The organism is Rhodoferax saidenbachensis (genome assembly GCF_001955715.1).
Lineage (GTDB): Bacteria > Pseudomonadota > Gammaproteobacteria > Burkholderiales > Burkholderiaceae_C > Allorhodoferax > Allorhodoferax saidenbachensis.
Window position 1 is genome coordinate 3,806,274 of sequence record NZ_CP019239.1, and the last position, 26,552, is coordinate 3,832,825.

Sequence of the window (26,552 nt, forward strand, 5' to 3'; positions counted from 1 at the left end):
TACGCTTTTTTTACGCCCGCTCTCTGAATCTCATCCCCGTTTTTACGCCCGTCTGACCACACTTCACCCATCGATTTGATGCAGGAGAAATGATGGAAACGGTGAACACATTGCATGTGGTCTACGGCCTGGGCGGCACCTGTGCTGTCTTGTTGCTGGCGTATTTGGTGTATGCGCTGGTATGCGCGGAGGACTTTTAATGAGCAGCTCGGCTTGGGGGCTGCTGGCCCTGTTTTTGACAACCCTTTTGGTGACCTCCTGGCCCTTGGGCATCTGGGTGGCACGTCTGAGTTCAGGCCGCCTGCCGCAGTGGCTGCTGCGGCTGGAGACGCCGCTGTTCCGCCTGGCGGGCACCTCGCCCGACCAGTCCATGCCCTGGAAGCAGTACACGCTGGCCTTGCTGGCGTTCAATGCGTTGGGCGTGCTGGTGGTCTACCTGCTGCAGCGCTGGCAAGCGGTGTTGCCGCTCAACCCCGCGAGCATGGGCGCCGTGTCGGTGGACTCGGCTTTCAACACCGCGGTGAGTTTTGTCACCAACACCAACTGGCAGGGTTATGCGGGTGAGTCCACCATGGGCTACCTCACACAAATGCTGGGCCTGGCGGTGCAAAACTTCCTGTCCGCCGCCACCGGCATTGCCGTGGTGTTTGCGCTGTTCCGCGGCTTTGCCGCCAAGTCGACCGCCGTGATCGGCAACTTCTGGGTCGACATGACGCGCATCACCGCATGGTTGCTGCTACCGCTCTCCTTGGTGTTCGCCATCTTCCTGGTCGGCCAGGGCGTGATCCAGAACTTTGACGCCTACCAAGACGTCAGCACGGTGGAGACCACGCAGTTCCAGCAGCCCAAGCTGGGCGCGGACGGCCAGCCCGTGCTGGACGACAAGGGCGCACCCGTGATGGAAGACACCAGCACCTCCACGCAAACCCTGGCCATGGGCCCGGTGGCGTCGCAAGAGGCCATCAAGATGCTGGGCACCAACGGTGGCGGTTTCTTCAACGCCAACTCGGCCCACCCGTATGAGAACCCCACTTCCTTAAGCAACTTCCTGCAGATGCTGGCGATCTTCCTGATCCCTGCCGCGCTGTGTTTTGCCTTTGGCCGCGAGGTGGGCGACCAGCGCCAGGGCTGGGCCGTGCTGGCTGCCATGACGGTGATGTTTGTGGTCGCCGTGGTGGCCATCATGCCGGCCGAGCAGGCAGGCAATCCGCAGATTGCTGCACTGGGTGTGGACCAGACCGCCAGCAGCCTGCAGAGCGGCGGCAATATGGAAGGCAAGGAAACCCGCTTTGGCATCACCGCTAGCAGCCTGTTTGCAGTGATAACCACTGCGGCTTCCTGCGGCGCGGTCAACGCCATGCACGACTCCTTCACCCCGCTGGGCGGCATGGTGCCCATGGTGATGATGCAGCTGGGTGAGGTGGTGTTTGGTGGCACCGGCACCGGCCTCTACGGCATGCTGATCTTCGCCATCCTGGCGGTGTTCATTGCAGGCCTGATGATTGGCCGCACCCCCGAATACCTGGGCAAGAAGATCGAAGCGCATGAGATGAAGCTGACCTCGATCGCCATCCTGGTCACGCCAATTCTGGTGTTGGCAGGTACGGCCATTGCCGTGCTGGCCGGCGCCGGCAAGGCCGGTATTGCCAACCCAAGTGCGCATGGTTTCTCGGAAATCCTGTACGCACTGACCTCGGCCGCCAACAACAACGGCAGCGCCTTTGCGGGCTTGTCGGCGAACACACCGTTCTACAACGTCCTGTTGGCCATCGCCATGTGGTTCGGCCGCTTTGGCGTGATCGTGCCGGTGCTGGCCATTGCCGGTGCGCTGGCGGCCAAGAAGCGCCTGCCCGCCACAGCAGGCACCTTCCCAACGCACGGCCCGCTGTTTGTGGTGCTGTTGATCGGCACCGTGCTGCTGGTGGGCCTGTTGAACTACGTGCCCTCGCTGGCCCTGGGCCCGGTGGTCGAGCACCTGATGCTTTGGGCATCCGTCTAAACGCCCCTATTTGCGAGAGAAATTTATGACAAGCAAAACTTCCTTAACCCTGATGGACCCCGCACTGGTCAAGCCTGCCGTGTGGGCCGCCTTTGCCAAGCTGCACCCTGCTGTGCAGTGGCGCAACCCGGTGATGTTTGTGGTCTACATCGGCAGCATCGTCACCACGCTGTTGGGCCTGCAAGCTCTGCAAGGCACCGTGGGCGACTCGGCCAGCTTCATCCTGTCTGTGGCCGTCTGGCTGTGGTTCACCGTGCTGTTTGCCAACTTTGCCGAAGCCCTGGCAGAGGGCCGCAGCAAGGCCCAGGCGGATTCACTCAAGGGTCTGAAAAAAAGCACCTGGGCCAAGAAGCTGAAGGAACCCACCCATGGTTCCACATGGCTCCCCGAACAAGCGGAGAACCTGCGCAAGGGTGATGTGGTGCTGGTGGAAGCCGGTGACATGATCCCCGTGGATGGGGAAGTCATTCAGGGCGTGGCCACGGTGGACGAGAGCGCCATCACCGGCGAATCGGCCCCCGTGGTGCGCGAGTCGGGCGGCGACTTTGCTTCGGTCACCGGCGGCACCCGCGTGTTGTCGGACTGGCTGGTGGTGCGCATTGGTGTGAACCCCGGCGAGTCATTTCTGGACCGCATGATCGGCATGGTGGAAGGCGCCAAGCGCCAGAAGACACCCAATGAAGTGGCGCTGACCATTCTGCTGGTGGCGCTCACCATCGTGTTCCTGGTGGTCACCGTCACCTTGCTGCCCTTCTCCATCTTCAGTGTGGAGGCTGCGGGCAGTGGCACCGTGGTCAGCATCACCGCACTCATTGCGCTACTGGTGTGTCTGATCCCCACCACCATCGGTGGCCTGTTGTCGGCCGTGGGCGTGGCGGGCATGAGCCGCATGATGCAGGCCAATGTGATTGCGACCTCGGGCCGTGCGGTGGAAGCCGCAGGCGACGTAGATGTACTGCTGCTGGACAAGACCGGCACCATCACCCACGGCAACCGCCAGGCTGCGCTGTTTATTCCTGCCCCCGGCATCAGTCTGAACCAGTTGGCTCTGTGCGCCGCGCAGGCCTCCATGGCCGATGAAACACCTGAAGGCCGCAGTATCGTGACCCTGGCCCAAAGCAAGGTGCAGATCGAGCCGCTGGTGGGCAAGACACAAGAAGTCCCCTTCACCGCCCAGACCCGCATGAGCGGTATGGACGTGACACGCCCCGACGGCAGCACGCGCCAGTTGCGCAAGGGCGCGGTGGACGCCGTGCGCAAGGTCCTGCAAGCCCAAGGCAACACCATGCCCCCCGAAGTACTGCGCGCTGCCGACGAAGTGTCACGCCGCGGCAGCACGCCGCTGGCCGTGGTTGATGGCAACCAGGTGCTGGGCATTGTGGAGCTCAAGGACATCGTCAAGGCCGGCATCAAGGAACGTTTTGGCGAGCTGCGCCGCATGGGCATCAAGACCGTGATGATCACCGGCGACAACAAACTCACTGCTGCCGCCATCGCCGCCGAGGCGGGTGTGGACGACTTCCTGGCCGAGGCCACGCCCGAAGACAAGCTCACGCTGATCCGCAGCTACCAGGCCGAAGGCCGTTTGGTGGCCATGACCGGCGATGGCACCAACGATGCGCCAGCATTGGCCCAGGCCGATGTGGCCGTGGCCATGAACAGCGGCACCCAGGCCGCCAAGGAAGCCGGCAACATGGTGGACCTGGACTCCAACCCCACCAAGCTGCTGGAAATTGTGGAGACCGGCAAGGCGCTGCTGATGACACGCGGTTCGCTCACCACGTTCTCCATTGCCAACGACGTGGCCAAGTATTTCGCCATCATTCCGGCCATTTTTGTGAGCACCTACCCGCAGCTCGCCGCGCTCAACGTGATGCGCCTGGGCAGCCCCAACTCGGCCATCCTGTCGGCGGTGGTCTTCAACGCGCTGATCATCGTGGTGCTGATTCCATTGGCGCTCAAGGGCGTGAAATACCGCCCCGTGGGTGCCGCTGCCCTGCTGCGCCGCAATCTCGCCATCTACGGCCTGGGCGGGCTGATCGTGCCCTTCATCGGCATCAAGGCCATTGACCTGTTGCTCGTTGCATTGAATCTGGTTTAAGGAGCCATCTCATGAATAAAACAGTACGTCCCCTGCTGGTTGTGTTTGCAGCACTCACCCTGGTTACCGGTGTGGCCTACCCGCTGGTGGTCACGGCGGTGGGCCAGACGGTCTTCCCGCACCAGGCGCACGGCAGCCTGATCCTGCGTGATGGCAAGCCCGTCGGCTCCGCGCTGATCGGCCAGAACTTCAGTGACCCCGGCCACTTCTGGGGCCGCCCCTCGGCCACCGGTCCGTTTGGCAACAATGCCGCCGCCTCCAGCGGCTCCAACCAGGGCCCGCTGAACCCGGCCCTGGTGGACGCCGCCAAAGGCCGTTTGGACGCCCTGCGCGCAGCCGACCCGACCAACAAGGCCGCCGTGCCGGTGGAACTGGTAAGCGCCTCGGCCAGCGGGCTGGACCCGCATATCAGCCCCGCCGCCGCCCAGTACCAGCTGGCGCGCGTAGCCGCTGCCCGCAAGCTGCCGGTAGAAGCCGTGCAGGCGCTGGTGGCGCAACACACCACACGCCCGTTGCTGGGCGTGCTGGGTGAACCCGTGGTCAACGTGCTGCAACTGAACCTGGCGCTGGACGCAACGCGCTAAGGCCATGGCAGCAGATTGGTTGACCGTGGCTCTCGCGCTAGCGGTACTGGTGGTGCCCATGCTGATGGCATGGGGCATCCTCAGTTGGAGCGACCGACGTAAACCCAAGGACAATAGGCCGAGTTCTCCTATCAACAAGCATGGCAAGCACCACTGACTCCCGGCCCGACCCGGACGCCCTGTTGGCCCAACTGCAAGAGGCGCAGGCCACGCAGCAGCGCGGCAAGCTGCGCATCTACTTTGGCGCCAACGCGGGCGTGGGCAAGACCTACGCCATGCTCAGCGCCGCACAACGCGCGCAGCGCGCTGGCCAGCAGGTGCTGGTGGGCGTGGTGGAAACCCATGGCCGCAAGGACACCATGGAGCTGCAGGCCGGTCTGCAGGTGCTGCCGCTGCAGGAAGTTGCTTACCGCGGCCAGGTGTTGCTGGAGCTGGACATTGACGCCGCGCTGGCCGCCAAGCCCGATGTGTTGCTGGTGGATGAGCTGGCCCACAGCAATGCCCCGGGCTCGCGCCACCCCAAACGCTGGCAGGATGTGCAGGAGCTGCTGGATGCGGGCATCGATGTCTGGACCGCGCTGAACGTACAACACCTTGAGAGCCTCAACGGCACGGTGGGCGCCATCACCGGCGTACGTGTCAACGAGACCGTGCCCGACACCGTGTTGGACGGTGCCGACGAAATCGTGCTGGTGGACGTCACAGCGGATGAGTTGCTGGCGCGCCTGAAGGCCGGCAAGGTCTACATCCCACAGCAGGCCGAACGCGCCAGCCAGAACTTTTTCCGCAAGGGCAACCTGATCGCGCTGCGCGAAATTGCGCTGCGCCGCACCGCCGAGCACGTCGGCGACGATGTGCGCAGCTACCGCCAGCACCTGGTGCAAACCTCGCGCCAACAAAACGCCGCTGACCAACCCGCGTGGAACACCTCGGGCGCACTGCTGGTGTGTGTGGGCCCGCACGCCGGGGCCGAACACGCGGTGCGCACCGCGGCGCGCTTGGCCGGGCAACTCAATGTGCGCTGGCACGCCGCCTATGTGGAAACCCCCACACTGCAACGGCTGGCCGCGCAGGACCGTGACCGCACGCTGGCCGTACTCAAGCTGGCAGAGGAACTGGGTGGCAGCACTACCGTGCTCACCGGTGACGACATTGCCAGCGCCTTGCTACAACACGCGCAGACCCTCAACTGCGCCACCGTGGTGCTGGGTCGCCCTGCGCAGCGCAGTGGGAGCAGTGTGTGGCGCCTGCTGCGCCCCACACTGACGCGCCAGCTCGCCAATATGGCACCCACGCTGGACGTGGTGGAAGTAGGCTTTACCGATAGCGTGCGCAAGCTGGGCCAAGCCATACGCCGCGAGGTGGAAGACGCGCCAGAGGCAGCCACGCGCCAACGTGAAACCTGGCTGCGCTATGGCAAAGCGGTCGCGGCCTGCCTGTTCACCACGGTGCTCACCCAGCCCCTGCTGCCCTGGTTTGACCTGGCCAACATCGTCATGCTGTTTTTGCTGGGGGTGGTGCTGGTAGCCGTGAAGCTGGGCCGCGGGCCGGCCAGTCTGGCGGCGGTGCTGTCGGTGGCCTCCTTTGATTTTTTCCACGTGCAACCGCGCCTGTCGTTTGCGGTGAGTGATGCGCAGTACCTGGTGACCTTTGCGGTGATGCTGGTGGTGGGTCTGCTGATCGGCCAACTCACGGCCAATTTGCGTTTTTCAGCCAACGTGGCCGCCAGCCGTGAGCGGCGTGCGCAGGCGCTGTTTGAACTCACACGCGATCTGTCCGCCGCGCTGCAGACCGAACAGGTGGTGGAGCTCGGCGAAGCCGCCGTGCGGCGCACATTTGGCGGAGACGCCAAGATGCTGCTGCCCGACGCCCGCGACCAACTCGCGCTGCCCACCGACCTGCCGCCCGGTCTGGATGGCAGCATTGCCGACTGGGCGTTCCACAACGGTCAACATGCCGGGCTGGCCACCTCCACGCTGCCATCCAACCCCTGGCACTATGTCCCGCTGAAGGCGCCCATGCGCGTGCGCGGCGTGCTCGCACTGCAACCGGCGCAGGCGCGCTGGCTGCTGATTCCCGAGCAGGTGCAGCAGCTCGAAACGCTGGCGCGGCAAATCGCGATTGCGCTGGAGCGTGTGCACTACGTGGAAGTGGCGCAAAGCGCCGTGGTGCAAATGGAGTCCGAGCGCCTGCGCAATACGCTGTTGGCCGCCATGTCCCACGACGTGCGCACCCCGCTCACCGCGCTGGTCGGCCAGGCCGAAACACTGGCGGCCTCCAGTACGCTGAGCGCAGAACAAAAAACCTCGGCCCAGGCCATCAGCCACGAAGCGCGCGAACTGAGCGCGCTGGTGGGCAATCTGCTGGAGATGGCACGCCTGGAAAGCGGGCAAGTAGAGTTGCGCCAGGAGTGGCAATCCACCGAAGAGGTGGTGGGCGGCGCCATCCGCGCGGCGCGGCACGCGCTGGGCGCACTGCAGGTACGCACCGACCTTCCAGCCGATTTGCCGCTGGTGGAGTTTGATGCGGGGCTGATAGAACGGGTGCTGGTCAACCTGCTGGAAAACGCCGCCAAATACGGCGTGGCTACGCCGCCCGAGCGTCCGGCCATCGTGGTGTCGGCCCAGGTGCGGTCCGATGCGCTGGAGATACGCGTGCGCGACTTCGGCGCGGGCCTGCCCCCATCCAGCCGCGGCAAAGAGGCGGACCTGTTTGAGAAATTCACCCGCGGCAAAAACGAGTCGTCCACGCGGGGTGTCGGTTTGGGCCTGGCGATTTGCAAGGCGGTGGTGGACGCGCACAAGGGCCGCATCAGCGCCCGCAATGCCGATGGCGGTGGTGCAGAATTCACCATCACCCTGCCGCGCCGCGCGCCGCCGCCCGCGCCCACCGAAACTGACGACATCGACGAAACCTAAGCCCCATGTCTACCCCTGCGCCCGTTGCCGTGCTGATTGAAGACGAGCCCCAGATCCGCCGCTTTGTGCGCGCGGCGCTGGAGGCCGAAGGCTGGCAGGTGTTTGAGGCCGAGACCGCACAGCATGGCCTGCGCGATGCCGCCACCCGCAAACCCGACCTGCTGGTGCTGGACCTGGGGCTACCCGATGGCGACGGACTGGACGTGATCCGCGATGTGCGCAGCTGGTCGGCCGTGCCCATCGTCGTGCTGTCCGCGCGCAGTGATGAGGGCGACAAGATCGCCGCGCTGGACGCCGGTGCCGACGACTACCTGACCAAACCCTTTGGCGTGGGCGAGCTGTTGGCCCGCGTGCGCGCCAACCTGCGCCGCCCGCGCGCGGCGAGTAGCGATGGCAAGGCCGACGAATCGCTGTTCCGTTTTGGCGATGTGGAAGTGGACCGCCAGGCCCGGCTGGTGCGGCGTGGGGGCGCCGAGGTACACCTCACCCCCATCGAATACCGCCTGCTGTTGGTGCTGGTGGCCAACGCCGGGCGCGTGCTGACACACCGCCAGCTGTTGCGCGAGGTGTGGGGCCCGTCGCACGCCGACCAGAGCCACTACCTGCGCATCTACATGGGCCACCTGCGCCAAAAGCTGGAGGCCGACCCCAGCCAGCCCCAGCACCTGCTGACCGAAACTGCCGTGGGCTACCGGCTCGTGGTTTTATAAGTCAAATCGGCCCCAGCCCTTTCCGAATGTGCGCAAGCAGCTCCTGAATCCATAGCAGCTAGCGCGTACTACTGTGCAACAAACGTTGGAACGAGAGCTGAAAAAATGCGGAAACACACCCTGCTATGGCTCACCGCCGCCAAAGACTGGGCCCGCCGTATCAAGCGGGATGTGGTGGCCGTCTACTTTGCGGCGCGCCACCCTGACACCCCGTGGCCGGTGCGCCTGCTGGCCCTGACCGTGGCGGCGTACGCGTTGAGCCCTATCGACCTCATACCCGACTTCATTCCCGTGCTGGGTTACCTGGATGACCTGCTGATCGTTCCCCTGGGCCTGTGGCTGGTGGTGCGCCTGCTGCCGCCCCACGTACTGGAGGCCTCGCGCAGCCAGGCACAGCAGGTGTTGGAGCGCCCGCGCAGCCTGTTGGCGGCAGCCGTGATCATCAGCCTCTGGATCTTGGGCACCGGCCTGCTCGTAGGGTGGCTGCTCAACCACGGAGCGAAGTCATAAGCGCCAAGGCCAATGCCCCTCGGTGGCAAGGGGACAGTACACTTCCGGATAATGGACGGCAGATGAAACACCTTTCCCGTTTGTTAAGCGCCGCCGGTGGTGTCTACCTGGTACTCATGGCGCATGTCGCGCTGGCGCAGGGCAACGCCAGTGCGGCGCAAACACCGCGCAACTGGGCCACCGCCCCCCGTCACTCGGCCGGTTTGGCGCCCGACCCGGCGCAACTGGCCAGCACGGCCATCGTGCAGGTCTACGCCGCGCCTACCTATGGCTGGCGTGGCAACTTTGCGGTGCACCCCTGGATCATCTACAAGCGCCGTGGCGAGACGGCCTACACCCGCTTTGATGTGGTGGGCTGGCGCGCGCCGAACATCGTGCAGCGCGACTACGCCGTGCCGGACGGGCTCTGGTACGGCTCAGTGCCAGCGCTGCTGGTGGACCACCGTGGTGACGGTGTGGAGGCCATGATTGACGCCGTTGAAGCCGCGGTGGCCAGCTACCCCTACGCCCATAAATACCGCAGCTACCCCGGGCCCAACAGCAATACGTTTCTGGCGCACATCGGGCGCGAGGTGCCTGCGCTCAAGCTGGACTTGCCCGCCAACGCCATCGGCAAGGATTACCGGCCGCTGATCCACCCGGTGGGCCTGTCACCGTCCGGCTCGGGCGTGCAGGTTTCCCTCTTGGGCTTGCTGGGCGTGAGCATCGGCGTGCAGGAAGGGCTGGAGTTCAATGTGCTGGGCCTGAACTTCGGCATTGACCTCAACACCCCGGCACTGCGCCTGCCTTTTGTGGGACGGCTGGGGTTCAAGGACACCGCGGTGTCCGGCCCCGAGCCCGTGGCAGCGGGCAGCTAGGGCGCTTTACCGCCACCAGACGCTAAGCAGCCTTTGCCACCAAAATATGGTTGGGCAACCGCTCCAGAAGGGCGCCAAATGAATCGATCACGGTAATGTCCGGGTCGTTCATCAGCGAGGGCGACTTGGGCTCGATCGCAAAAGCAGCGTCTGCCAAACGCATGAGGGCCAGGTCATTGGTGTTGTCCCCAACCACCCAGGTGAGATGGACCGCCGGCTCACTGGGGTCGGACAAAAACCGCCGCAACACATTGCTCTTGCAGATCGGGTTCCCTGCGGACCCGGTTGGATGGATGAATGCGGGGTTGATGCGCACCTGCCCGGTGCACACTTCGTTTTCAAAAACGATGGAATGCGCCATGGCAAAGTCTGCAAAGATGCGGCGCCGTAGAACATCGGCCGCCACAAAATAGCTGTCACTGACCACACCCACCATGAACCCGCGCCTGCGCATCTGGTTCACAAATTCGATCACGCCGGGCCGAATCTCCATGGCACGGGCCACTTGCTCAAACTTCTTTTTGTGCAGGTACTGAAACAGCCTGGCAATGTTTTCGCTGCGTGTCGACGCGTCGCCGTCGTGCGTATCCAGCAGTTGCATCAACGCCGTACTCTGCCCATTGGCCTTTGCCAGTTCCACGGCAAAACGCGACGGGGTAACCGTGCCATCCATGTCCAGCAGCAGCAGGCGCTGCCTCCCCTTGCGGCGCGTGAGCACATAGTCAATGCCGGAAGCCGCTTGCCGCTGGGCTTCGTACATGGTGGCAACCTGCTCCACATGCAATCGCCCTGCAGAGCGGGCCCGATTGAAGATGACGCGACTCACTTCATTGGCCATCACGGTCAAGTCATGCAGAGGCTGGCTGTCATGCTCCAGTGAGCCGATGTCCACCTCGGCAATCCGGGCGCCAGAGAGATGGGCGTCAATGAGAATGCCCACGTCCACACCGTACCCGTCTTCAAAAGGCAGTGTCTGCAGCAGCTTCTTGCGTGCGGCAATGATGCCTCCCAAGGGCTGGCTGATGTGCGCCAATTCCGGAAAAAATATCTTCAGCATCGGTTTGGCAGTCAACTCCGTCACACGCCCGCCACCCCGCCCGAACCGGGCTTTGACAAAATCAGCCGCTCCGCGCAAAAGTGGAATGCAAAGGTCGGTGATGATGCCGGGGCGCAGGCCGGCCAAGTCGCCATCCAGGTAGACCAGCAAATCCTGCCGGGCGGGCTCTATGCCGTCTTGCATGGAGGCGCCTTTCCCGAGCATGCTGCTGAGAATGACCCTGGCGCCCGCTGCGCGTGCCAACTGCGCAGTGGCGTCAATGGAGCTGTCATCAATCACGATGACTTCGGCCGTGGCAGGGTCTGCCAACGCATAGGCCACGACGTCCGCAATCCGCTTGGCTTCGTTCAACGCAGGAATGATGACGGTGGCATAGGCTTTTGCGTCCAGCGCCAGCGGTGACGCCGGGGGCAATACTTTGTGCTCAGGCGCGGGGTGCTGCGGTGCTTGTTTGTCCAGCAGCTTGCCGAGCTGGGCCCAAAGCCATCGCCAAACCAAGGGGCCCCAAGACGCGTTTTTTTTCATGCCCATTTCTCCTTGTGCAGTTGAAATAGCGGAGGGAGAGCACCCCAAAAAAGAGACTGGTGGAGTGATCCACTCACACCAGTCCAAGGCTCACTAAAGATTCCTGTCGCGAGGACAACAATGTCCGGCGGGATGCCCTACTTCGCCGGGTAGGCCAGATCGGCGCGGCGATTCATTTGGTAGGCGGCCTCATCGTGGCCCGTTGCTTTGGGCTTCTCTTCGCCCCAACTGACGGCCTCCAGTTGGGCGTCCCTGGCTCCATAAATCTTGAGGGCAGCGACAACGGCCGCAGCTCTCTTTTGTCCCAAAGCCAGGTTGTACTCGGCGCCACCTTGTTCGTCCGTATTGCCTTCCACCCGCACAGCCAAGCCAGGATTGGCTGCCAGGTACTTGCCATGCATTTCCAGCAGCGGCGTGTATTCGGCCTTCACATTCGACTGCTCGAAGTCAAAATAGACACTGCGTTTCTGGAAAAGCAGGCTGGCAGGGTCTGCATGTGGCGCCAGAGGGCTCTTTGCTGCAGGTGAGGAGGTCACTGCCGCCATGGCCGGGCTCGCGGTGGTTGCCGTACCAGCGGCAGCAGAGGCATTCACGGAACTGGCGTCCATAGGCGTACTACTGCACGCACCCAAAAAAATGGTGGTGCAAATTCCCAGGGCATAACCCACCCGATGCAGTGACTTCATTGCGTTCCTCCTGTGTATGTCCATTGAATTTTTCCAAACGACCCTGCACCCACTTCTTTACGGGTCTTCCACCGGTTGGGATGTTGCGGGATCAATGAGTATCTGTACGCGCCTGCCGAAAGGGTCCAGACCATAAATTTCGTAGCATTCGTTTCTGACACGAATGGTTTTTATCAAATAGCCTTGCCTCAGCAACTCCCGCTTGAGGCTGGTCTCATCCATCCACCTGTCTTTTGGAATACTGCAGGTGGGCGATGTTGCGGCCACGCTTGACAAGGCCACCAGCCCGATTACAAACACGGCTATGGACCTGACACCTGGGGCACTTTTCATCGCAGGGACACTCGCTGATTTCAAGCGTGCCAATTGTCGGCCCGTAGTCTTAGGTGAAACTTAAACGCCATAGACTCCACCCCGCCTCGGACCGATGTCGGTTTAACGTCGAGGTCGAATGGGTACGGGACCGACCCGACCACAAATCATGAAAGACTCTGATGCGTTTACTCTTGATTGAGGATGACCTGATGATTGGCGAGTCCGTCATGGATTTGCTTCGCGCAGAAGGGTATGCCGTCGATTGGGTCAAGGACGGAGAAATGGCCGAGCACACGCTGGAGAGCCAAAGCTACGACCTGATCCTGCTGGACCTGGGCCTGCCCAAGGTGGACGGGCTGGTGGTGCTGCGCAACCTGCGCGCCAGGAAGATTCGCACGCCGGTGCTCATTGCCACGGCCCGGGATGCGTTGGACTTGCGGGTGCTGGGTTTGAACATGGGGGCAGATGATTACGTGGTCAAACCCTACGAGCTGGCAGAGTTGTTGGCGCGCATCCGCGCACTGATCCGGCGTGCCTCAGGAAGGGCAGAACCCGTGTACGAGCACATGGGCGTGAGCATTGATCCCGTGACCCGCGAGGTTCTGGTGGGCGACCAGCCGGTGGCACTCGCGGCCAGGGAATGGGCCATCCTGGAGCTATTGCTGGCGCGCCCAGGCATGGTGCTGTCCCGCAAACAACTGGAAGAAAAGTTGTACAGCTGGAAAGATGAAGTCAGCAGCAACGCCGTGGAGGTGTACATCCACGGTTTGCGCAAAAAACTCGGCACCCACATGATTCAGAACGTCCGCGGAGTCGGGTACATGGTGCCCAGGGGAACACATGCCGCGTAGAGCCTTGCATTCGCTGCGCGCCCGACTGCTCTTGCTGCTGTTTGGGGCTGTCGTCTCCACGGCCTGTCTGCAGGCGTATGTGGCGTACCGCACGTCATTGGATGAAACCAATGCTATTTTTGACTACCAGATGGAACGCATCGCGTTGTCCCTGAGGGCCGGACTGCCCAGCACAGGGCTGCCGAAAAACCGCTTTCGGGGCTCCAAGGACGAGAGTTTTGATTTCATCGTGCAGGTCTCCACCACCAATGGCCGCACCATTTTCAAGTCAGCACCGAACAGCACCCTGCCCCGCGATGTGCCACCCGGCTTGTCGACATTCGATGCACGGGGAACCACCTACAAGCTCTACTCGCTTTTCTACGAGGGGCAACTCATTCAGGTAGCGCAAGACCGGGCCGCACGGCGCGACTTGGCGCGCAATCTGGCTTTCAAAACCGTGACGCCCATTTTCGTCATGGTTCCCCTGTTGGTCCTGTTTGTCTGGCTGGTCGTCAACGCCTCACTCGCCCCGGTGGATCGGGTCCGCAGGCAAGTGGCATCCCGCCAGGCTGACGAGCTGGCGGCCTTGCGCGAAGATGGTTTGCCCGACGAAATATTCCCGCTGGTGCAGGAGCTCAATTGGTTGTTCCAGCGGGTGCGCAGGGCGTTTGACGCGCAGAAAAATTTCATCGCCGACGCGGCGCACGAACTGCGGTCCCCGCTATCGGCTTTGAAACTCCAGGTGGAAGGCCTGCGCAGGGCCTCGGACGAGGCCAGCCGCACACTGGCTTTTAACCGCCTGTCCGCCGGTGTGGACCGCGCCACCCGGTTGGTAGAACAACTGCTCATACTGGCCCGCCATCAGGCGACACCGGGCGAAATGGACTTGGCCCAGTCGCTTGATTTGGTGGAGTTGGTGCAAACCTGCGTGGCGGACACCTGGGAATACGCCACAGCCCACCAGTTGGACATCGGACTGACAGCGGCCGACACCTGCAGCATCGTGGCGCACAGCGATGCGCTGAAAATTCTGGTGAGAAATCTTTTGGACAACGCCATCAAATACACCCCCCAAGGCGGGACGGTGAATGTGGCGGTGCAGTCCGACCATGGGAAAACCATACTGACCATTGAAGACAGCGGCCCCGGTATTCTGCCGGCAGAGCGTGCGCGGGTATTTGACCGGTTTTACCGTGCAACGGACGCACAAGGCAACGGCAGTGGCCTGGGCCTGGCGATTGTCAAAACCATCGCAGACATGCACGCGGCCACCATCACGATGGACGCATCACCCACTCTGGGAGGCCTCCAGGTCACCGTCGTATTCCCCGAAGACCTTGCAAAAACTGCGCAAGACGCTGCCCCATAGATAGCGGTTACAGGCTATCCACCACCTTCACCAATTGCCCCTGCTTGGGCTCACCACCGCCGTAGAAGCCGTTGATCAGCCGCAACTGCTGCAGCGCATCCTCCAGCGGTGAGGTCTTGGCCAGCTCGGCAAAACCACCGCGCGGGTAGGCCACGGTCTTCAGTACCCAGGGTTTAGCCGCGTTGCGGTCCTGGGCCGTGAGGGCGCGGAAGCTGCCTTCTGCTTCGCGCAGGCCTGCGCTGGCGCGCTGCAGGGCGGCCGCGTCTTTGGCGTTGGACTGCAGCAGGTAGACCGAATCACCGGGCCCGCTGACCACGGTGGCCTGCACGGTCACCTGCTGGCCCTGGGCCGTTTGCCGCGTGCCGGTGAAACGGGTGGCCTGCAAGCCATTGAGCTGCGTCGTTTCCGTGCGACCCTGCGTGGGCTTGAAGACGTTGCGCAGGATGTCGGTGTGGTTCTTGCCTACCTTGGGCGGCACCAGACGCACGATGAGGGCCGCGTCACGCGCCGCGTTCGTCAGCGCGAGCTGGTCGGTGCCGTTGTTGATCTGCCAGCCGCTGGGTGCCGTCATCGCAAAGCCCAGGCCAGCGTGGTAGAAATTGCGCCCACGCGTCAGGCCCTGGTCAGGGCTTTCGCCAAACTCCAGCCCCGCAATCACCTTGAGGTAACGGGCACGGCCTTCGTCATCGTATTTGCCCTGGTACTGGGCCGCCAGTTCGGTGATGTTCTGCAGGCGTTGGTCGTTGCTGGGGTGGGAGGCCAGCCAGTCACCGCCGGTAGGCACGGGGCGGCCAGCGGCCTTGGCCTCATCCGCCGCAAAACGTTCCTGGTTCTTGAGCACGGTGATCACGTCGACCATGTTGTGCGGGTCGTAGTTGCTGCGCGCCAGGTACTCGGCCCCCAGCTTGTCGGCCTGTAACTCCTGGTCACGCCCGTAGGACGCGACATAGCCCGCGGCCACGGTTTGCGACACCTGGCCGGCCAACTGCCCGGCGCCGGACACGCCATAAGCTTCTGCCACCGCACCCAACACACTGGCGGCAAACACGCCTATGCCTGCGTTCTGCTGGCTGGTGGCGCGCTGCGCACCGTGACGGGCGGTGACGTGGCCAATCTCATGGCCGATCACACCGGCCAGATCGGCCTCACTCTCCATATAGGCCATGATGCCGCGCGTGACATACACATAACCACCGGGCAGCGCAAAGGCGTTGATCTCGGGACTGTCCAACACCGTGAAGTGCCACTGCAGGTTGCTGCGGTGCGAGTGCGTTGCCAGCTTCTGGCCCAGCGTGTTCACATAGTTCTGCACTGCCGTGTTTTTGTAGACACCGTACTCCTTGAGCACCTCCTGGTGCGCCTTGGCGCCCTCGGCAATCTCGGCCTCCTCGCTCATCACGCTGCGCTCGGACTCGCCCGTCACCGGATTGACCACCATGCTGCCGCAGCCTGTGAGCAGCAGGGCGGTGAATGCGAGGGAGAGAAGTTTGAATTTCATGGCGTTTCCAATGGCTGGCGATGCTGCATTCTAGGGAGCGCGCGGGTCAACGATGGGCCCAGATTACTGGCTGGCGCCAGAGGACGCCGGTTGCTGCGGCGGGCTGGGCACCACCTCTGTCGTGACCCGCTCGCGCAAGATGCCGCCTGCGGCAACGCTACCGCTGGTGGTGCCTGCGCCGCGAATTCTTGCCACACAGGCCGTGTGCTCGTCCCCTGTCAGGGCATCACAGCGCAGCAAGCTGTTGCGTTCGAGTTGCTCGGGGCTGACCGACGGGTTGGCACCGGGTCGCTCATTCCGCACAGCGTGGGCCTCCCGCATGCAGGATTCGTAACTCTGGCCGAATGCGCCGCCCAGGCAGGCCTGGCGATCGGCTTCGAAACGCCGCTGCTTGTCATTGCGGTCTTGTGCAGCGGCCGAAAATACCTGTCCACAGGCCAGTAGCACCAAACCCATGGCGACGCTTCGGCGAAACGGCGGCAGGGAACTTGCGGTTGATTTCATGGTTGCTCCTTATGCATCGCAGAACGCGATGGCAGAACCTCAGCGTGCCCTGGTGCGGGGCAGCGGTCTGTTCGATGGCTAACGCAGGAACCCCGCCCCGGACATTTCAAGCATGAAATAGGCCTCCAGCCCGCATAAAACATGCGCAATCAGCTATAAAAACAGTAGCAAATAGAGCAGCACGCCAACCCTTCGCCAACCCCAAGCCCGATAATCGGCGCATGACTTCTTTCTCTTCCCTCCCCCTCTCGCCCGCCATGCTGGCCAATCTGCAGCAACTGGGCTATGAGGCGATGACGCCCATTCAGGCGACCAGCCTGCCTATCGCCCTGCAGGGCAAAGACCTGATTGCCCAGGCCAAAACTGGCAGCGGCAAGACCGCCGCATTCGCGCTGGCCTTGCTCTCCAAGCTGAATCCACGCTGGTTTGCGGTGCAAACGCTGGTGTTGTGCCCCACACGCGAACTGGCCGACCAGGTGACGGTGGAAATTCGCCGCCTGGCGCGGGCCGAGGAAAACATCAAGGTGGTGACCGTATGTGGCGGCGTACCGGTGCGCGGCCAACGTGCCTCACTGGAAAACGGCGCACACATTGTGGTCGGAACGCCCGGTCGCGTGATGGACCTGCTGGAGCGCGGCTACCTGAATCTGGAAGGGCTCAACACGCTGGTGCTGGACGAGGCCGACCGCATGCTGGACATGGGTTTCTTTGACGACATTGCCACCGTAGTCAAACAGGCGCCCAAAGAACGCCAGACCCTGCTGTTCTCCGCCACTTATCCGGAAGGCATAGCGAAGCTGGCCCAACAGTTCATGCGCGATCCGCAGCAAATCACCATCAAGGCCCCGGTGGCCGAGAACACGATTGAGCAGCGCTTTTACGAAGTGGAGCGCGGCAACCGGCTGGAGACCGTGGCCATGTTGCTCAACCATTTCCGCCCGGTCAGCACGATTGCCTTTTGCAACACGCGCCAGCAATGCAATGACCTGGTGACGCTGCTGCAGGCCCAGGGTTTTGTGGCGCAGGCGCTGCACGGTGACCTGGAGCAGCGCGAGCGCGACCAGGTGCTGGCGCAGTTTGCGGGCCGCAGTTGCTCGGTGCTGGTGGCGACCGACGTGGCCTCACGCGGGCTGGACGTGAAAGAGTTAGAGGCCGTAATCAACGTGGACATCACGCCCGACCCCGAAGTGCATGTGCACCGCATTGGCCGCACCGGCCGCGCGGGCGAGTCCGGCCTGGCGCTGAGCCTGGCCTCCATGAACGAGATGGGGGCCGTGGGCAAGATTGAGCAGTACCAGAACGCACCGTCCGTCTGGTTCAAGCGTGATGAGCTCACCCCCACGGGCAAGGGCCGCTTGCTGCCGCCCATGGTGACGCTGCAGATTCTGGGCGGGCGCAAGGAGAAGATTCGCCCCGGCGACGTGCTGGGTGCGCTGACCAGCACCGAGGGCGGCGTGGCCTACACGCGCGAGCAGATCGGCAAGATCCAGGTCACCGAGTTCTGCACCTTTGTGGCTGTGGCGCGCGATGTGGCACAGGCCGCGAGTGAAAAACTCAACTTTGGCAAGATCAAAGGCAAAAGCGTCAAAGTACGCCTGATGTAGCCCGCTTTTTCGGGCCATGTAGGAAAAAATCCTACACAGCTTCCATCCTTTTACTGACTCCAGTTTCGAGGGCGGGTGACTACAGTGGATGCAAGCGCCAATGCCTCTGTTCGGCGCAGATTTGCTGGAGTAGCCCCATGAAAGATACCGCCGTTGCCCTGAACCCCTTCAGCCTGATGATGGAGCCCGAACTGGTCTTGCAGACCATGGAGCGCTCGCAACAGCTGCGCGGCCTGCGCCGTCACAAACTGCGTCCGCTGGACAAGCCGCTGATCCCCTACACCAAGGAAGCCGTGGCCGCCCGCGCTGCCTTTGACGCCGCCATTGACGCCGAAGACTTCGAGGACCAGGCCGACAGCTACATGCTGAACTGAGTGGTGCGCTTCGTTGGTAGACTGGGTGCATGAGCACTCCCATCTACCGCGATTTCACCACCCAGGCGCAGATCGATGCGCAATACAACCCCTCCATGGGGTTGGCCGACCCGAATGCACCCGGCGCACACTACGGCGCGCAGGCCGACAAGGCCCGCAGCACACTGCGCAGCCACCTGGATGTGCCCTTTGGCCCCACGGTGCACGAGACGCTGGACATCTTCCCGGCCGACAAACCCAACGCACCAGTGTTTGTCTTTATCCACGGCGGCTACTGGCGCGCCTTTCAGAGCAAACACTTTCATGGCGTGGCCCTGGGCCTGCAAGCCCGTGGCATCACCACCGTGGTGATCAACTACGCGCTGTGCCCCTTTGTCACGATTGACGAGATCACCCGCCAGGCCCGTGCGGCCGTGGCCTGGACCGTGCGCAACATCGCCCAGTACGGCGGTGACCCGACACGTATTGCCATCGGCGGCCATTCCGCTGGCGGCCACCTCACCGCCATGTGCCTGCAAACCGAGTGGCAACGCGACTACGGCCTGGCGCAAGACCCGCTCAAGGCGGCGGTGCTGGTGAGCGGCCTGTACGACCTGCAGCCACTGCGCTACAGCTACCTGCAGCCCATGATCCAGCTCGACGACGGCATCGTCCAACGCAACTCCCCCGCGTTTCTGGTGCGCAAGAGCGACACCCCGGTCTGGATCACCTGGGGCGGCGCAGAGTCTCCCGAGTTCGCACGCCAGGCGCAGATTTACCATGACGCATGGACGGCTGCGGGCAACCGCGCCGAGCTGAGCGCCATCCCCGACGCCGACCACTTCACCGCCATCCACGGTTTCGAGCAGGCCCACAGCCCGCTGTGCAACTGGCTGGCTGGCAAGCTGGGCATCGCTTAACTCCGTTTACGCCGCGCTTGTTATCCCGTTCGCCCTGAGCTTGTCGAAGGGTCGAAGGGCTTGCAAGGCTTCGACAGGCTCAGCCCGAACGGAAGTGCCTGTCTGCTTTGCTAGGGCAGCCCCCGGGGGAAACACCGGCTTGGTGGGGGCGGTGTTTTCCCGCACAATGGGCCGCACCATGCCCAGCCCCACCGGCATCCTGCCACCCTCCCCCGCAACCCCCTACCGTGACCGCAAGCGTTACGCTTGGATACTGTCGCTGCTGGTGCCCTGCTCCGTAGCACTGGGCCCCTTGCTGGTACTGACTTACGGCGACGCGCACCTGTTGTGGATACAGGTAGGCTTCTTCTACCTGTGTGTGCCGCTGATCGACCTGTGGATGGGCGAAGACCAAAGCAACCCGCCCGAGAGCGCCGTGCCCGCGCTGGAGGCGGACATGTACTACCGCTGGATCACCTACCTGCTGGTGCCCATCCTGTGGGCGTCGTTCATCTTCAGCGCCTGGTTTGTAGCCACCACGCCGCTGCCCTGGTACGGTTTGTTGGCCATGGTGCTGATCACCGGATCGGCTGGCGGCTTCTGCATCAACCTGGGCCACGAGATGGGCCACAAGGCCACACAGCTGGAGCGCTGGTTGACCAAGATCGTGCTCGCGCCCACCTTTTACGGCCACTTCACCGTGGAACACAACCGTGGCCACCACCGCGATGTGGCCACCCCGGCGGACCCCGCCTCGTCACGCATGGGGGAGTCGATTTATCGGTTTGTGCTGCGCGAAATGCCGGGCGCCTTTGTGCGCGCCTGGACGCTGGAGAGCGACCGACTGCGCAAGAACGGTTTGCCGGTCTGGTCACTGCACAACGAGATCGTGCAACCTGCGCTGATCACGCTTGCGCTGTGGGTGGCGCTGGTGGCGTGGCTGGGTGTGCACATCGTGCCCTTTCTGCTAGTGGCCTCGTTCTGGGCCAACTTCCAGCTCACCTCGGCCAACTATGTGGAGCACTACGGCCTGCTGCGCCAGCAGGTGGCGCCGGGCCGTTATGAGCCCTGTCAGCCCCACCACTCGTGGAACAGCAACCACATCTTTTCCAACTGGGCGCTGTTCCATTTGCAGCGCCACTCTGACCACCACGCCCACCCGCTGCGGCGCTACCAGTCGCTGCGCCACTTTGACAATCTGCCGCGCCTGCCCAATGGCTACTTTGGCATGTTCCTCGTGGCCTACATCCCGCCGCTGTGGCGCTATGTGATGGACGAACGGCTGCTGGCCGTCGTGGGCCGCCACACCTCCAGGATCAACCTCGACCCGCGCCAGCGCGCGGCCCTGGTGCAACGTTACGGATTGATTGACACCCCATGAGCAAAACTCCATGAGCCTGAAAACCTGGTTGATGCCGCCCATCATGGAACGCATGCTCAGCGAGCAACGCCTGCTGGCAAAACGTGCCAGCGCCGAGAAGCAGCGCGCCGCCCGCAACGCGCCCCACGTGCTGCACTACTTCCACCAGAGTGACGACCCGTACAGCGCCCTGCTCGCATCCGTGCTGCCACGCCTGCTGGAGCGTTACCGCGTGTCGCTGCACACCCACATCGTGAGTCCGCCCATCGCCGCCGCCGCGCCCGAGCGCGCCAAACTCGTGGCCTACAGCCAGCGTGATGCGTCACTGCTGGCGGCGCACTACGGTCTGCCTGCGTCGGCCACTGCGCCGAACGACAGCATCAAAGCCAGCCCCCCGGAAGAGACCCTCACCCACGCCGATGTGCTGCGCAAAAAATGGGGTCACTACCTGGGCGCCACCATTTATTACGCGGGCGAGTGGTACTGGGGCATAGACCGCCTGCACCACCTCGAAGCACGTCTGCAAAGCCTGGGCCTGCAGCACGCGGGCGTGAGCGGCTGCCTGTTCCCGCCCGGCGAAGACCTGCGCACACCGGTGGCGCTGGACAAGCCACCGCCGATTGATTTTTTCCTGTCGCTGCGCAGCCCGTATTCGGCCATCGTCGCGCCCCGTGTGTTTGAGCTGGCCCGCCTGACGGGCGCCGAAGTGAGCCTGCGGTTTGTGTTGCCCATGGTGATGCGCGGCCTGCCGGTGCCGCGCGAGAAACGCCTGTACATCGTGCACGACGCGGCCCGTGAAGCGCGCCTGCGCGGCACCCCGTTCGGCCGCATGAACGACCCCGTGGGCCGCCCCACCGAACGCGGACTGGCGCTGATCCCGCTGGCGGTGTCGGAGGGCAAAGGAAAAGAATACTTACTGTCTTTCATGCACGGCGTCTGGGCCGAAGGGCTGGACGCAGGCTCGGACAACGCTCTCAAAACCATAGCTGCTCGCGCAGATCTGGATTGGGCTGCAGCCCAAAAAGCCTTGCAAAACCCGGCCTGGCGTGCCGAGGCCGAGGCCAACCGCGAAGAGATGTTCGCGCTGGGCCTGTGGGGTGTGCCCTCGTTCAAAGTGGGCAACACAGCCGTCTGGGGCCAGGACCGCTTATGGGCCGTGCAGGACGCCTTGCTGGCGCACCGCCGAACACCATGAAACGCCGTGCGCTTTGGCAACTGGGTCTGGCGTACACATTGCCAGAACTGGGCCACAGCGCTCCTTCCGCTGCACCAACAGCACCCACCAGCCCCGCGCAGGCGGCGCTGGCGTTGGCCGAAAAAGCCATGGGCAGCGCCACGCTGGGCGCCGTGCAGTTCACGGCCACCGGTACCGGTGCGCTGGTAGGCCAATCGTTCGAACCCGGCAAACCCTGGCCGCGTATCAAGCTGCGCGGCTATGCGCTCTTGGCCGACTACACGCACCAGGCCCTGCGCGAAGAAATGGTGGCCAGCCGCCTGGAGGCCACGGGTGGCGGCAGCCTGCCACCACTGGGCGCGGGCGAGCAGCGCAGCACCACCTTCCTGCGCGAGAGCCGCGCCTGGAACATGCTGGGCCCTTTCCCCGTGCCAACACCCTGGGCCGTGGCCGAGCGCCAGCATGCGCTGTGGACCACACCGCACGGTGTGCTGCACGCGGCACGGCGCAATGCGGCCAGCCTGCGCCTGAGCGGCAGCCGCACGCTGGCCTTCAGCGAACCAGGCTTGTTTGACGCCACCGTGTTGTTCAACGCGGCCTGGCAGGTGGTGGAAATCCAGACCGTGCTGGACCATCCGTTTATGGGCGATGTCACCGTGCGCACCCGCTTTGCCGACTACCGGTTGTGGAATGGCGTTTCCTCTCTCATTCCTTTTCCCGCACGCATCCAGCAGGACTGGGGTGGCTTTGCTGCGCAGGACCTGGTGGTGCAGCGGGTCGACGTGAACCCCACGTTTGTCATCACCATTCCCCCAGCAGCGGCCAGCGGGCAGGAGCAGGTGGGCACAGAGCAACTGGCCGAAGGCGTGTGGCTGCTGCACGGCGCCGCGCACCACAGCGTGGCCATCGAGATGAAAGACCATGTGCTGCTGGTGGACAGTCCGCTCTCGCCCGCGCGCGCCGAAGGCGTGGCCGCCGCGGTGAAGAAGCTGGCGCACGACAAACCCATCGCCATGCTGGTCCACACGCACCACCACTTCGACACCTCTACCGGTGTGCGCACCGCCGCCGCCTGGGGCGCTTCCATCCTGACCGCCGAGCCCAACCGGACTTATGTGGAACGTTTGCTGGCCGCGCCCCACCGCATCCAGCCCGACGCACTATCGCGCGCCACGGCCCGGCCCAAGTGCATCGGCGTGAACGCCAAGAGTGTGCTGACCGACGGCACCCGCAGCGTGGAAATCCACGCACTGCAGGGCAGCCAGCACGCCAGGGGCCTGCTCATGGTCTACCTGCCACTGGAAAAAATACTGGTGCAGGTAGACGCCTACACCCCCGGTCCACCGTTCAGCGCCCCACCCGCCACGCCGCAGCCCGCGCACCTGAATCTACTGGCGAATATCGAACGGCTCAAGCTGGATGTGGCGCGCATTGTTCCGCTGCGCGGGCGTGTGGTGCCTGTCGCAGAGTTGCTACGGGCGGTGGGGCGAATGGCCTGAGATTTATCACTACTGTCCGGTAAATTTTGCCCCGTTTTCAGAAGAGTTCAACCTGCGATTTCAGCTCTTCGAAACTGTCGTCCTTGATAGCGTTGTCTACCATCTGAGCCAAAGAGATCTTCTCAAACATGTTGACCTCCACCAGATGCAAGAAGTTACGCAGTGACAGGTCAGTATGTAGTCCGTGGTGTGCGACCAAAGCTATCAAATAGGTACACACTGCAATCCATATCTGTGATCTCACCGCGTTCAATGAATTGCCAAAGAAGTGTTGGATGTTCAGGTTCTGCTTGAGCCATTTGAAGAACAGCTCAATCTGCCAGCGCTGCTTGTAGATGGCTGCGATGGTGAGGGCGGATAGGTCTAGACGGTTGGTTAGAAAGACGAGTTCCAAACAACTCACTGCATCGTAGAAACGTACCCGGCGCAAAGGCTCAGGGTAGCCTTTCTTGGAGCGCTCCCCCGTCAGCACAATGGTTTGATCCGAGTACACGCCGGTTTGCACATCAGCCGCGTGGGCTTCACTGCAGATGAAGCTCAAATTGTCTTTGGCGCGCACCACAAAGCTGCACTCCCGTTGCACCAAGCGGTGCAACCTTGCAAAGTCCACGTAGCCGCGATCCAGCACGACGATAGAGCCCTTGGGCAGACTCAATGCATCCAATTGCCCCGAGTCGCCGACTTTGCCGGTGGTGATCGATAGCATCACTGGAATGGCACCCCGCAGGTCGATCACCGTATGGGCCTTGATTCCCGCTTTGGTGGACCGAAAGTCAGCCCAGGGAAACAGTTTCAGACACAAGTCGATGGTGGTGGAGTCCATGGCATACAGTGGCTCCTTGAGGCCCAAGCCGATGTCATGGTCTTTGTACAAATCCAACGCGGTTTCGATCAGGCGTTGCCCCAGTGCTTCGAACAAATGCGAGTCACGCCGCTCGTTGGCATCGGCCAATGTGGAGCGTGATACACGCTGACGCAGGCCGCAGTGGTAAAGCTTGGAGCTTTGCGAGTTCAGGCACACGATCAGGTCGCGCAAGCCTTCCCTGCGAGTGAACTGCGCGTAGGCCATGCAAATGAATTGGCTCCAGGCAGTGAAATCCCGTGTCCAGCGGTTGGCTTGGTACCTATCAACGAGGTGTTCAAAGTGGCTAAACGGTACGACGGCCAGCAATTGCGCGAATACCGTGCGACCAGCGTTCATGACGTAAACCTCGAAAAATGAGGTCACGATATGCCCACGGGCAAAAATCGGATTTCAAATCGCCGGAATCCAAAAAGCTCTTGAAACCCGCATCCAGCTTAGGTTTGAACTGCCCTGATGCAAAATTTACCGGACACTAGTGGAGATTTATACAAAATCTGGCTGTAGCCCTGGCTCGCTCAAAAGTGAAGTGCAACACACCGATTGAAACTTCAATAAGGTGTGTCCATGAAACTGAACCAAGAGTACAAACAGCTCGATTACAAAGAGCGCCAGACCATTGCTGTATGCCTTGAGCTCGGATTGAGTATCCGGGCGGTAGCCCGAGTACTGGGTCGTGCCCCCTCCACGGTGAGTCGTGAGATCAACCGAAACAGCGGTGCTGGTGCCTATAGTTGCCGATTCGCACAACAGCGCTTTGTGCGCAGGCGTCGCCACAGCAGACCGCCCCCGAAGCTGGTGGCGGGCAATGCCCTCTTCGCCTCTGTGCACGCCTTATTGCAACTGCGTTGGTCACCCCAGCAAATTGCCTCTCGCCTAGCTACACTGCATCCGCATGAGGCGCACCAACGCGTCTCTCACGAAACCATCTACAACGTCATCTACGCCCAACCCCGGGGTGAGCTGCGCCGCGAGCTCATTGCCTGTTTGCGTCTGGCCCGCACCAAGCGCTGGCCCCGTTCACGTGGCGAAGACCGCCGCGGTCAGATCGCTGATCTCTTGAGCATCCATGTACGTCCCCCGCAGGTTGAGGATCGACTGTTCCCTGGTCACTGGGAAGGTGACTTGATCAAAGGAGCAGGCAACCTCAGTGCTGTGGGCACCCTGGTAGAGCGCAGCACCCGGCTCCTGATGTTGGTAAAGCTGCCGCATCCCAACCCAGCCACTGCAGCCCACGTGCTGCAAGCGTTTACGGACAAGCTCAACGGTATTGCCAAGCCTATGCGCCAAACACTGACTTATGACCGGGGGCGTGAGATGGCTCACCATGCGCAATTGACAGCCAACACCGGGGTTGCCGTGTATTTCTGTGATCCGCACAGTCCTTGGCAGCGTGGCACCAATGAGAACACCAACGGTTTGGTACGACAGTTCCTGCCAAAGGGGACAGACCTGTCGGGTTACAGCCAGGAGCAACTCGACGGGATTGCTGACTTGATGAATGGACGGCCTCGCAAGACGCTGGGCTGGTTGACTCCGCTGGAGGTGTACGGCCAGTGGCTGGCCAAGCTTGAGCACTCTCCTGACTCCATCCAATAAACTCAGCTTGTGTTGCACTTGGATTTGACTCCGCCCCTTATCTATATTGCGCAAACAGCTATTGATTTCATAGCAATTTTACAGTAAACGATTGCCTCTCGCTCTGAGCGCGCATCCAGTATCCATCGCGAAAGCTCACCCCTCGGGTCAACAAGCGGTACGCCACTTGGCCACGATTCCTTTGTATTCCGGTTCGATCTTCGGATTTCTTTTAATAAGTTGTTTACTGGAAATGGTGTGGTTTGGTTCGCCGCTGGAGCGGATTGAAGTCAGCATGTTCGCCTCGCGTCCGATCAACTTCTCGGACAGCGCCTGTTGCACCCACTGGCTATTGCGGTAACGGAACTCGGTATAGGGCAGCTTGGGGCGGCCTAGGTTGTACCAGCTGGTGCAGCTGTAGAACGTGGCAACCATGAACCACTCCTTGGTCTCCGGATCACGGTCAAAAACCAGCGGCACGAACTTGGCACTCCAGGGGCCAGGATTTTCTGGATGTGCTGGTGCCATGATTTCCACTGTCATGCCTTCGTTCTCCCAGCCCCCGGTTCCTCCGATTTGACCGAAAGGTTCCGCAAGGGCAGTGCGGCGTGTCTGGATAATTTCGCCGCTCTGTAGCTGGACGTCTTCTGTCCACGCAATGGTCTTGGGGCCACAACCTGCCAGGAGACTCAAAACCCAAAAAATGAACGCGACATATCGCACTGGATTAGCTGAATGCATGCTTGGTGTCTGTAGC

At 62.5% G+C, this 26,552-nt stretch carries 24 protein-coding genes; 17 read left to right on the forward strand and 7 right to left on the reverse strand.

Features of this window, described 5'->3' with window-relative positions; genetic code table 11:
* Positions 1–92: 92 nt before the first annotated feature.
* The 8 genes from RS694_RS18110 (at position 93) to RS694_RS18145 (ending at position 9,679) form a co-directional block, all read left to right on the forward strand.
* Positions 93–200 carry a potassium-transporting ATPase subunit F gene (locus RS694_RS18110; protein WP_338050595.1) on the forward strand — a complete coding sequence of 36 codons (108 nt, stop codon included), beginning with the start codon at positions 93–95 and terminating at the stop codon, positions 198–200.
* A complete protein-coding gene (gene kdpA / locus RS694_RS18115) occupies positions 200–1,999 on the forward strand; it encodes a potassium-transporting ATPase subunit KdpA (protein ID WP_029709521.1) in 1,800 nt (599 codons plus the stop codon). Before RS694_RS18110 ends, kdpA begins: the two co-directional genes overlap by 1 nt.
* A 25-nt stretch (positions 2,000–2,024) precedes the next feature.
* Positions 2,025–4,100, forward strand: coding sequence for a potassium-transporting ATPase subunit KdpB (kdpB, locus tag RS694_RS18120; RefSeq protein WP_029709522.1), 2,076 nt, complete (start codon positions 2,025–2,027; stop codon positions 4,098–4,100).
* Positions 4,101–4,111: 11 nt separating this feature from the next.
* Positions 4,112–4,684 (forward strand): potassium-transporting ATPase subunit KdpC, encoded by a 573-nt coding sequence (gene kdpC, locus RS694_RS18125; protein ID WP_029709523.1) that lies wholly within the window; start codon positions 4,112–4,114, stop codon positions 4,682–4,684.
* 140 nt (positions 4,685–4,824) lie between these two features.
* Positions 4,825–7,602, forward strand: a complete 2,778-nt coding sequence (locus RS694_RS18130) for a DUF4118 domain-containing protein (protein WP_029709524.1) — start codon at positions 4,825–4,827, stop codon at positions 7,600–7,602.
* 5 nt (positions 7,603–7,607) lie between these two features.
* Positions 7,608–8,312, forward strand: a complete 705-nt coding sequence (gene kdpE, locus RS694_RS18135) for a two-component system response regulator KdpE (protein ID WP_029709525.1) — start codon at positions 7,608–7,610, stop codon at positions 8,310–8,312.
* Between the two features lie 105 nt (positions 8,313–8,417).
* The gene (locus RS694_RS18140) at positions 8,418–8,822 is read left to right on the forward strand and encodes a YkvA family protein (RefSeq protein ID WP_081708724.1); all 405 of its coding nucleotides are present in this window, start codon (positions 8,418–8,420) and stop codon (positions 8,820–8,822) included.
* 62 nt (positions 8,823–8,884) lie between these two features.
* The gene (locus RS694_RS18145; RefSeq protein ID WP_029709527.1) at positions 8,885–9,679 is read left to right on the forward strand and encodes a DUF3750 domain-containing protein; all 795 of its coding nucleotides are present in this window, start codon (positions 8,885–8,887) and stop codon (positions 9,677–9,679) included.
* A gap of 22 nt (positions 9,680–9,701) precedes the next feature.
* Here the strand turns inward: RS694_RS18145 and RS694_RS18150 are convergent, their stop codons facing one another.
* From RS694_RS18150 to RS694_RS21100, 3 genes are all read right to left on the reverse strand, one after another.
* On the reverse strand, positions 9,702–11,261 hold the full coding sequence (locus tag RS694_RS18150) for an HAD-IB family phosphatase (protein ID WP_161631577.1): 1,560 nt from the start codon (positions 11,259–11,261) through the stop codon (positions 9,702–9,704).
* A 137-nt stretch (positions 11,262–11,398) separates the two neighbouring features.
* Positions 11,399–11,947, reverse strand: a complete 549-nt coding sequence (locus RS694_RS18155; protein ID WP_029709529.1) for an OmpA family protein — start codon at positions 11,945–11,947, stop codon at positions 11,399–11,401.
* A gap of 57 nt (positions 11,948–12,004) precedes the next feature.
* The gene (locus RS694_RS21100) at positions 12,005–12,280 is read right to left on the reverse strand and encodes a PepSY domain-containing protein (RefSeq protein ID WP_029709530.1); all 276 of its coding nucleotides are present in this window, start codon (positions 12,278–12,280) and stop codon (positions 12,005–12,007) included.
* Positions 12,281–12,441: 161 nt separating this feature from the next.
* Here RS694_RS21100 and RS694_RS18165 point away from each other — a divergent pair, with 161 nt between their 5' ends.
* Both RS694_RS18165 and RS694_RS18170 read left to right on the forward strand, forming a co-directional pair.
* Positions 12,442–13,113: a response regulator gene (locus tag RS694_RS18165; protein WP_029709531.1), complete on the forward strand. Its 672-nt coding sequence runs from the start codon at positions 12,442–12,444 to the stop codon at positions 13,111–13,113.
* Positions 13,103–14,464 (forward strand): ATP-binding protein, encoded by a 1,362-nt coding sequence (locus RS694_RS18170; RefSeq protein WP_051392113.1) that lies wholly within the window; start codon positions 13,103–13,105, stop codon positions 14,462–14,464. Before RS694_RS18165 ends, RS694_RS18170 begins: the two co-directional genes overlap by 11 nt.
* A gap of 7 nt (positions 14,465–14,471) precedes the next feature.
* Here the strand turns inward: RS694_RS18170 and RS694_RS18175 are convergent, their stop codons facing one another.
* Entirely contained in the window at positions 14,472–15,962 is a 1,491-nt protein-coding gene (locus tag RS694_RS18175; RefSeq protein ID WP_029709533.1) for a M48 family metalloprotease, read from the reverse strand.
* A 63-nt stretch (positions 15,963–16,025) separates the two neighbouring features.
* Positions 16,026–16,466, reverse strand: a complete 441-nt coding sequence (locus RS694_RS18180) for a hypothetical protein (RefSeq protein ID WP_152528899.1) — start codon at positions 16,464–16,466, stop codon at positions 16,026–16,028.
* A 221-nt stretch (positions 16,467–16,687) separates the two neighbouring features.
* On the opposite strand from RS694_RS18180, the gene dbpA reads away from it, so the two are divergent.
* The 6 genes from dbpA to RS694_RS18210 all read left to right on the forward strand — a co-directional run bounded on the left by dbpA (position 16,688) and on the right by RS694_RS18210 (position 23,355).
* Positions 16,688–18,070 (forward strand): ATP-dependent RNA helicase DbpA, encoded by a 1,383-nt coding sequence (dbpA, locus tag RS694_RS18185; protein ID WP_029709535.1) that lies wholly within the window; start codon positions 16,688–16,690, stop codon positions 18,068–18,070.
* 137 nt (positions 18,071–18,207) lie between these two features.
* The gene (locus RS694_RS18190; RefSeq protein ID WP_029709536.1) at positions 18,208–18,444 is read left to right on the forward strand and encodes a hypothetical protein; all 237 of its coding nucleotides are present in this window, start codon (positions 18,208–18,210) and stop codon (positions 18,442–18,444) included.
* 29 nt (positions 18,445–18,473) lie between these two features.
* The gene (locus RS694_RS18195; RefSeq protein WP_029709537.1) at positions 18,474–19,343 is read left to right on the forward strand and encodes an alpha/beta hydrolase; all 870 of its coding nucleotides are present in this window, start codon (positions 18,474–18,476) and stop codon (positions 19,341–19,343) included.
* Positions 19,344–19,521: 178 nt separating this feature from the next.
* A complete protein-coding gene (locus RS694_RS18200) occupies positions 19,522–20,703 on the forward strand; it encodes an alkane 1-monooxygenase (RefSeq protein WP_029709538.1) in 1,182 nt (393 codons plus the stop codon).
* 10 nt (positions 20,704–20,713) lie between these two features.
* Positions 20,714–21,877, forward strand: a complete 1,164-nt coding sequence (locus tag RS694_RS18205) for a 2-hydroxychromene-2-carboxylate isomerase (RefSeq protein WP_029709539.1) — start codon at positions 20,714–20,716, stop codon at positions 21,875–21,877.
* Positions 21,874–23,355 carry an MBL fold metallo-hydrolase gene (locus tag RS694_RS18210; RefSeq protein ID WP_051392116.1) on the forward strand — a complete coding sequence of 494 codons (1,482 nt, stop codon included), beginning with the start codon at positions 21,874–21,876 and terminating at the stop codon, positions 23,353–23,355. Before RS694_RS18205 ends, RS694_RS18210 begins: the two co-directional genes overlap by 4 nt.
* Before the next feature lie 37 nt (positions 23,356–23,392).
* Here the strand turns inward: RS694_RS18210 and RS694_RS18215 are convergent, their stop codons facing one another.
* Entirely contained in the window at positions 23,393–24,556 is a 1,164-nt protein-coding gene (locus tag RS694_RS18215) for an IS4 family transposase (RefSeq protein ID WP_029707262.1), read from the reverse strand.
* A gap of 228 nt (positions 24,557–24,784) precedes the next feature.
* Here RS694_RS18215 and RS694_RS18220 point away from each other — a divergent pair, with 228 nt between their 5' ends.
* Positions 24,785–25,816, forward strand: coding sequence for an IS30 family transposase (locus tag RS694_RS18220; RefSeq protein ID WP_029705989.1), 1,032 nt, complete (start codon positions 24,785–24,787; stop codon positions 25,814–25,816).
* A 147-nt stretch (positions 25,817–25,963) separates the two neighbouring features.
* Here RS694_RS18220 and RS694_RS18225 read toward each other — a convergent pair whose 3' ends face one another.
* Positions 25,964–26,338: a hypothetical protein gene (locus tag RS694_RS18225; protein WP_037247585.1), complete on the reverse strand. Its 375-nt coding sequence runs from the start codon at positions 26,336–26,338 to the stop codon at positions 25,964–25,966.
* Positions 26,339–26,552: the final 214 nt, after the last annotated feature.

Coding starts and splice junctions, on each gene's coding strand:
- RS694_RS18110 (WP_338050595.1), top strand. CDS start 93: ATGGAAACGGTGAACACATTGCATGTGGTCTACGGCCTGGGCGGCACC.
- kdpA (WP_029709521.1), top strand. CDS start 200: ATGAGCAGCTCGGCTTGGGGGCTGCTGGCCCTGTTTTTGACAACCCTT.
- kdpB (WP_029709522.1), top strand. CDS start 2,025: ATGACAAGCAAAACTTCCTTAACCCTGATGGACCCCGCACTGGTCAAG.
- kdpC (WP_029709523.1), top strand. CDS start 4,112: ATGAATAAAACAGTACGTCCCCTGCTGGTTGTGTTTGCAGCACTCACC.
- RS694_RS18130 (WP_029709524.1), top strand. CDS start 4,825: ATGGCAAGCACCACTGACTCCCGGCCCGACCCGGACGCCCTGTTGGCC.
- kdpE (WP_029709525.1), top strand. CDS start 7,608: ATGTCTACCCCTGCGCCCGTTGCCGTGCTGATTGAAGACGAGCCCCAG.
- RS694_RS18140 (WP_081708724.1), top strand. CDS start 8,418: ATGCGGAAACACACCCTGCTATGGCTCACCGCCGCCAAAGACTGGGCC.
- RS694_RS18145 (WP_029709527.1), top strand. CDS start 8,885: ATGAAACACCTTTCCCGTTTGTTAAGCGCCGCCGGTGGTGTCTACCTG.
- RS694_RS18150 (WP_161631577.1), bottom strand. CDS start 11,261: ATGAAAAAAAACGCGTCTTGGGGCCCCTTGGTTTGGCGATGGCTTTGG.
- RS694_RS18155 (WP_029709529.1), bottom strand. CDS start 11,947: ATGAAGTCACTGCATCGGGTGGGTTATGCCCTGGGAATTTGCACCACC.
- RS694_RS21100 (WP_029709530.1), bottom strand. CDS start 12,280: ATGAAAAGTGCCCCAGGTGTCAGGTCCATAGCCGTGTTTGTAATCGGG.
- RS694_RS18165 (WP_029709531.1), top strand. CDS start 12,442: ATGCGTTTACTCTTGATTGAGGATGACCTGATGATTGGCGAGTCCGTC.
- RS694_RS18170 (WP_051392113.1), top strand. CDS start 13,103: ATGCCGCGTAGAGCCTTGCATTCGCTGCGCGCCCGACTGCTCTTGCTG.
- RS694_RS18175 (WP_029709533.1), bottom strand. CDS start 15,962: ATGAAATTCAAACTTCTCTCCCTCGCATTCACCGCCCTGCTGCTCACA.
- RS694_RS18180 (WP_152528899.1), bottom strand. CDS start 16,466: ATGAAATCAACCGCAAGTTCCCTGCCGCCGTTTCGCCGAAGCGTCGCC.
- dbpA (WP_029709535.1), top strand. CDS start 16,688: ATGACTTCTTTCTCTTCCCTCCCCCTCTCGCCCGCCATGCTGGCCAAT.
- RS694_RS18190 (WP_029709536.1), top strand. CDS start 18,208: ATGAAAGATACCGCCGTTGCCCTGAACCCCTTCAGCCTGATGATGGAG.
- RS694_RS18195 (WP_029709537.1), top strand. CDS start 18,474: ATGAGCACTCCCATCTACCGCGATTTCACCACCCAGGCGCAGATCGAT.
- RS694_RS18200 (WP_029709538.1), top strand. CDS start 19,522: ATGCCCAGCCCCACCGGCATCCTGCCACCCTCCCCCGCAACCCCCTAC.
- RS694_RS18205 (WP_029709539.1), top strand. CDS start 20,714: ATGAGCCTGAAAACCTGGTTGATGCCGCCCATCATGGAACGCATGCTC.
- RS694_RS18210 (WP_051392116.1), top strand. CDS start 21,874: ATGAAACGCCGTGCGCTTTGGCAACTGGGTCTGGCGTACACATTGCCA.
- RS694_RS18215 (WP_029707262.1), bottom strand. CDS start 24,556: ATGAACGCTGGTCGCACGGTATTCGCGCAATTGCTGGCCGTCGTACCG.
- RS694_RS18220 (WP_029705989.1), top strand. CDS start 24,785: ATGAAACTGAACCAAGAGTACAAACAGCTCGATTACAAAGAGCGCCAG.
- RS694_RS18225 (WP_037247585.1), bottom strand. CDS start 26,338: ATGACAGTGGAAATCATGGCACCAGCACATCCAGAAAATCCTGGCCCC.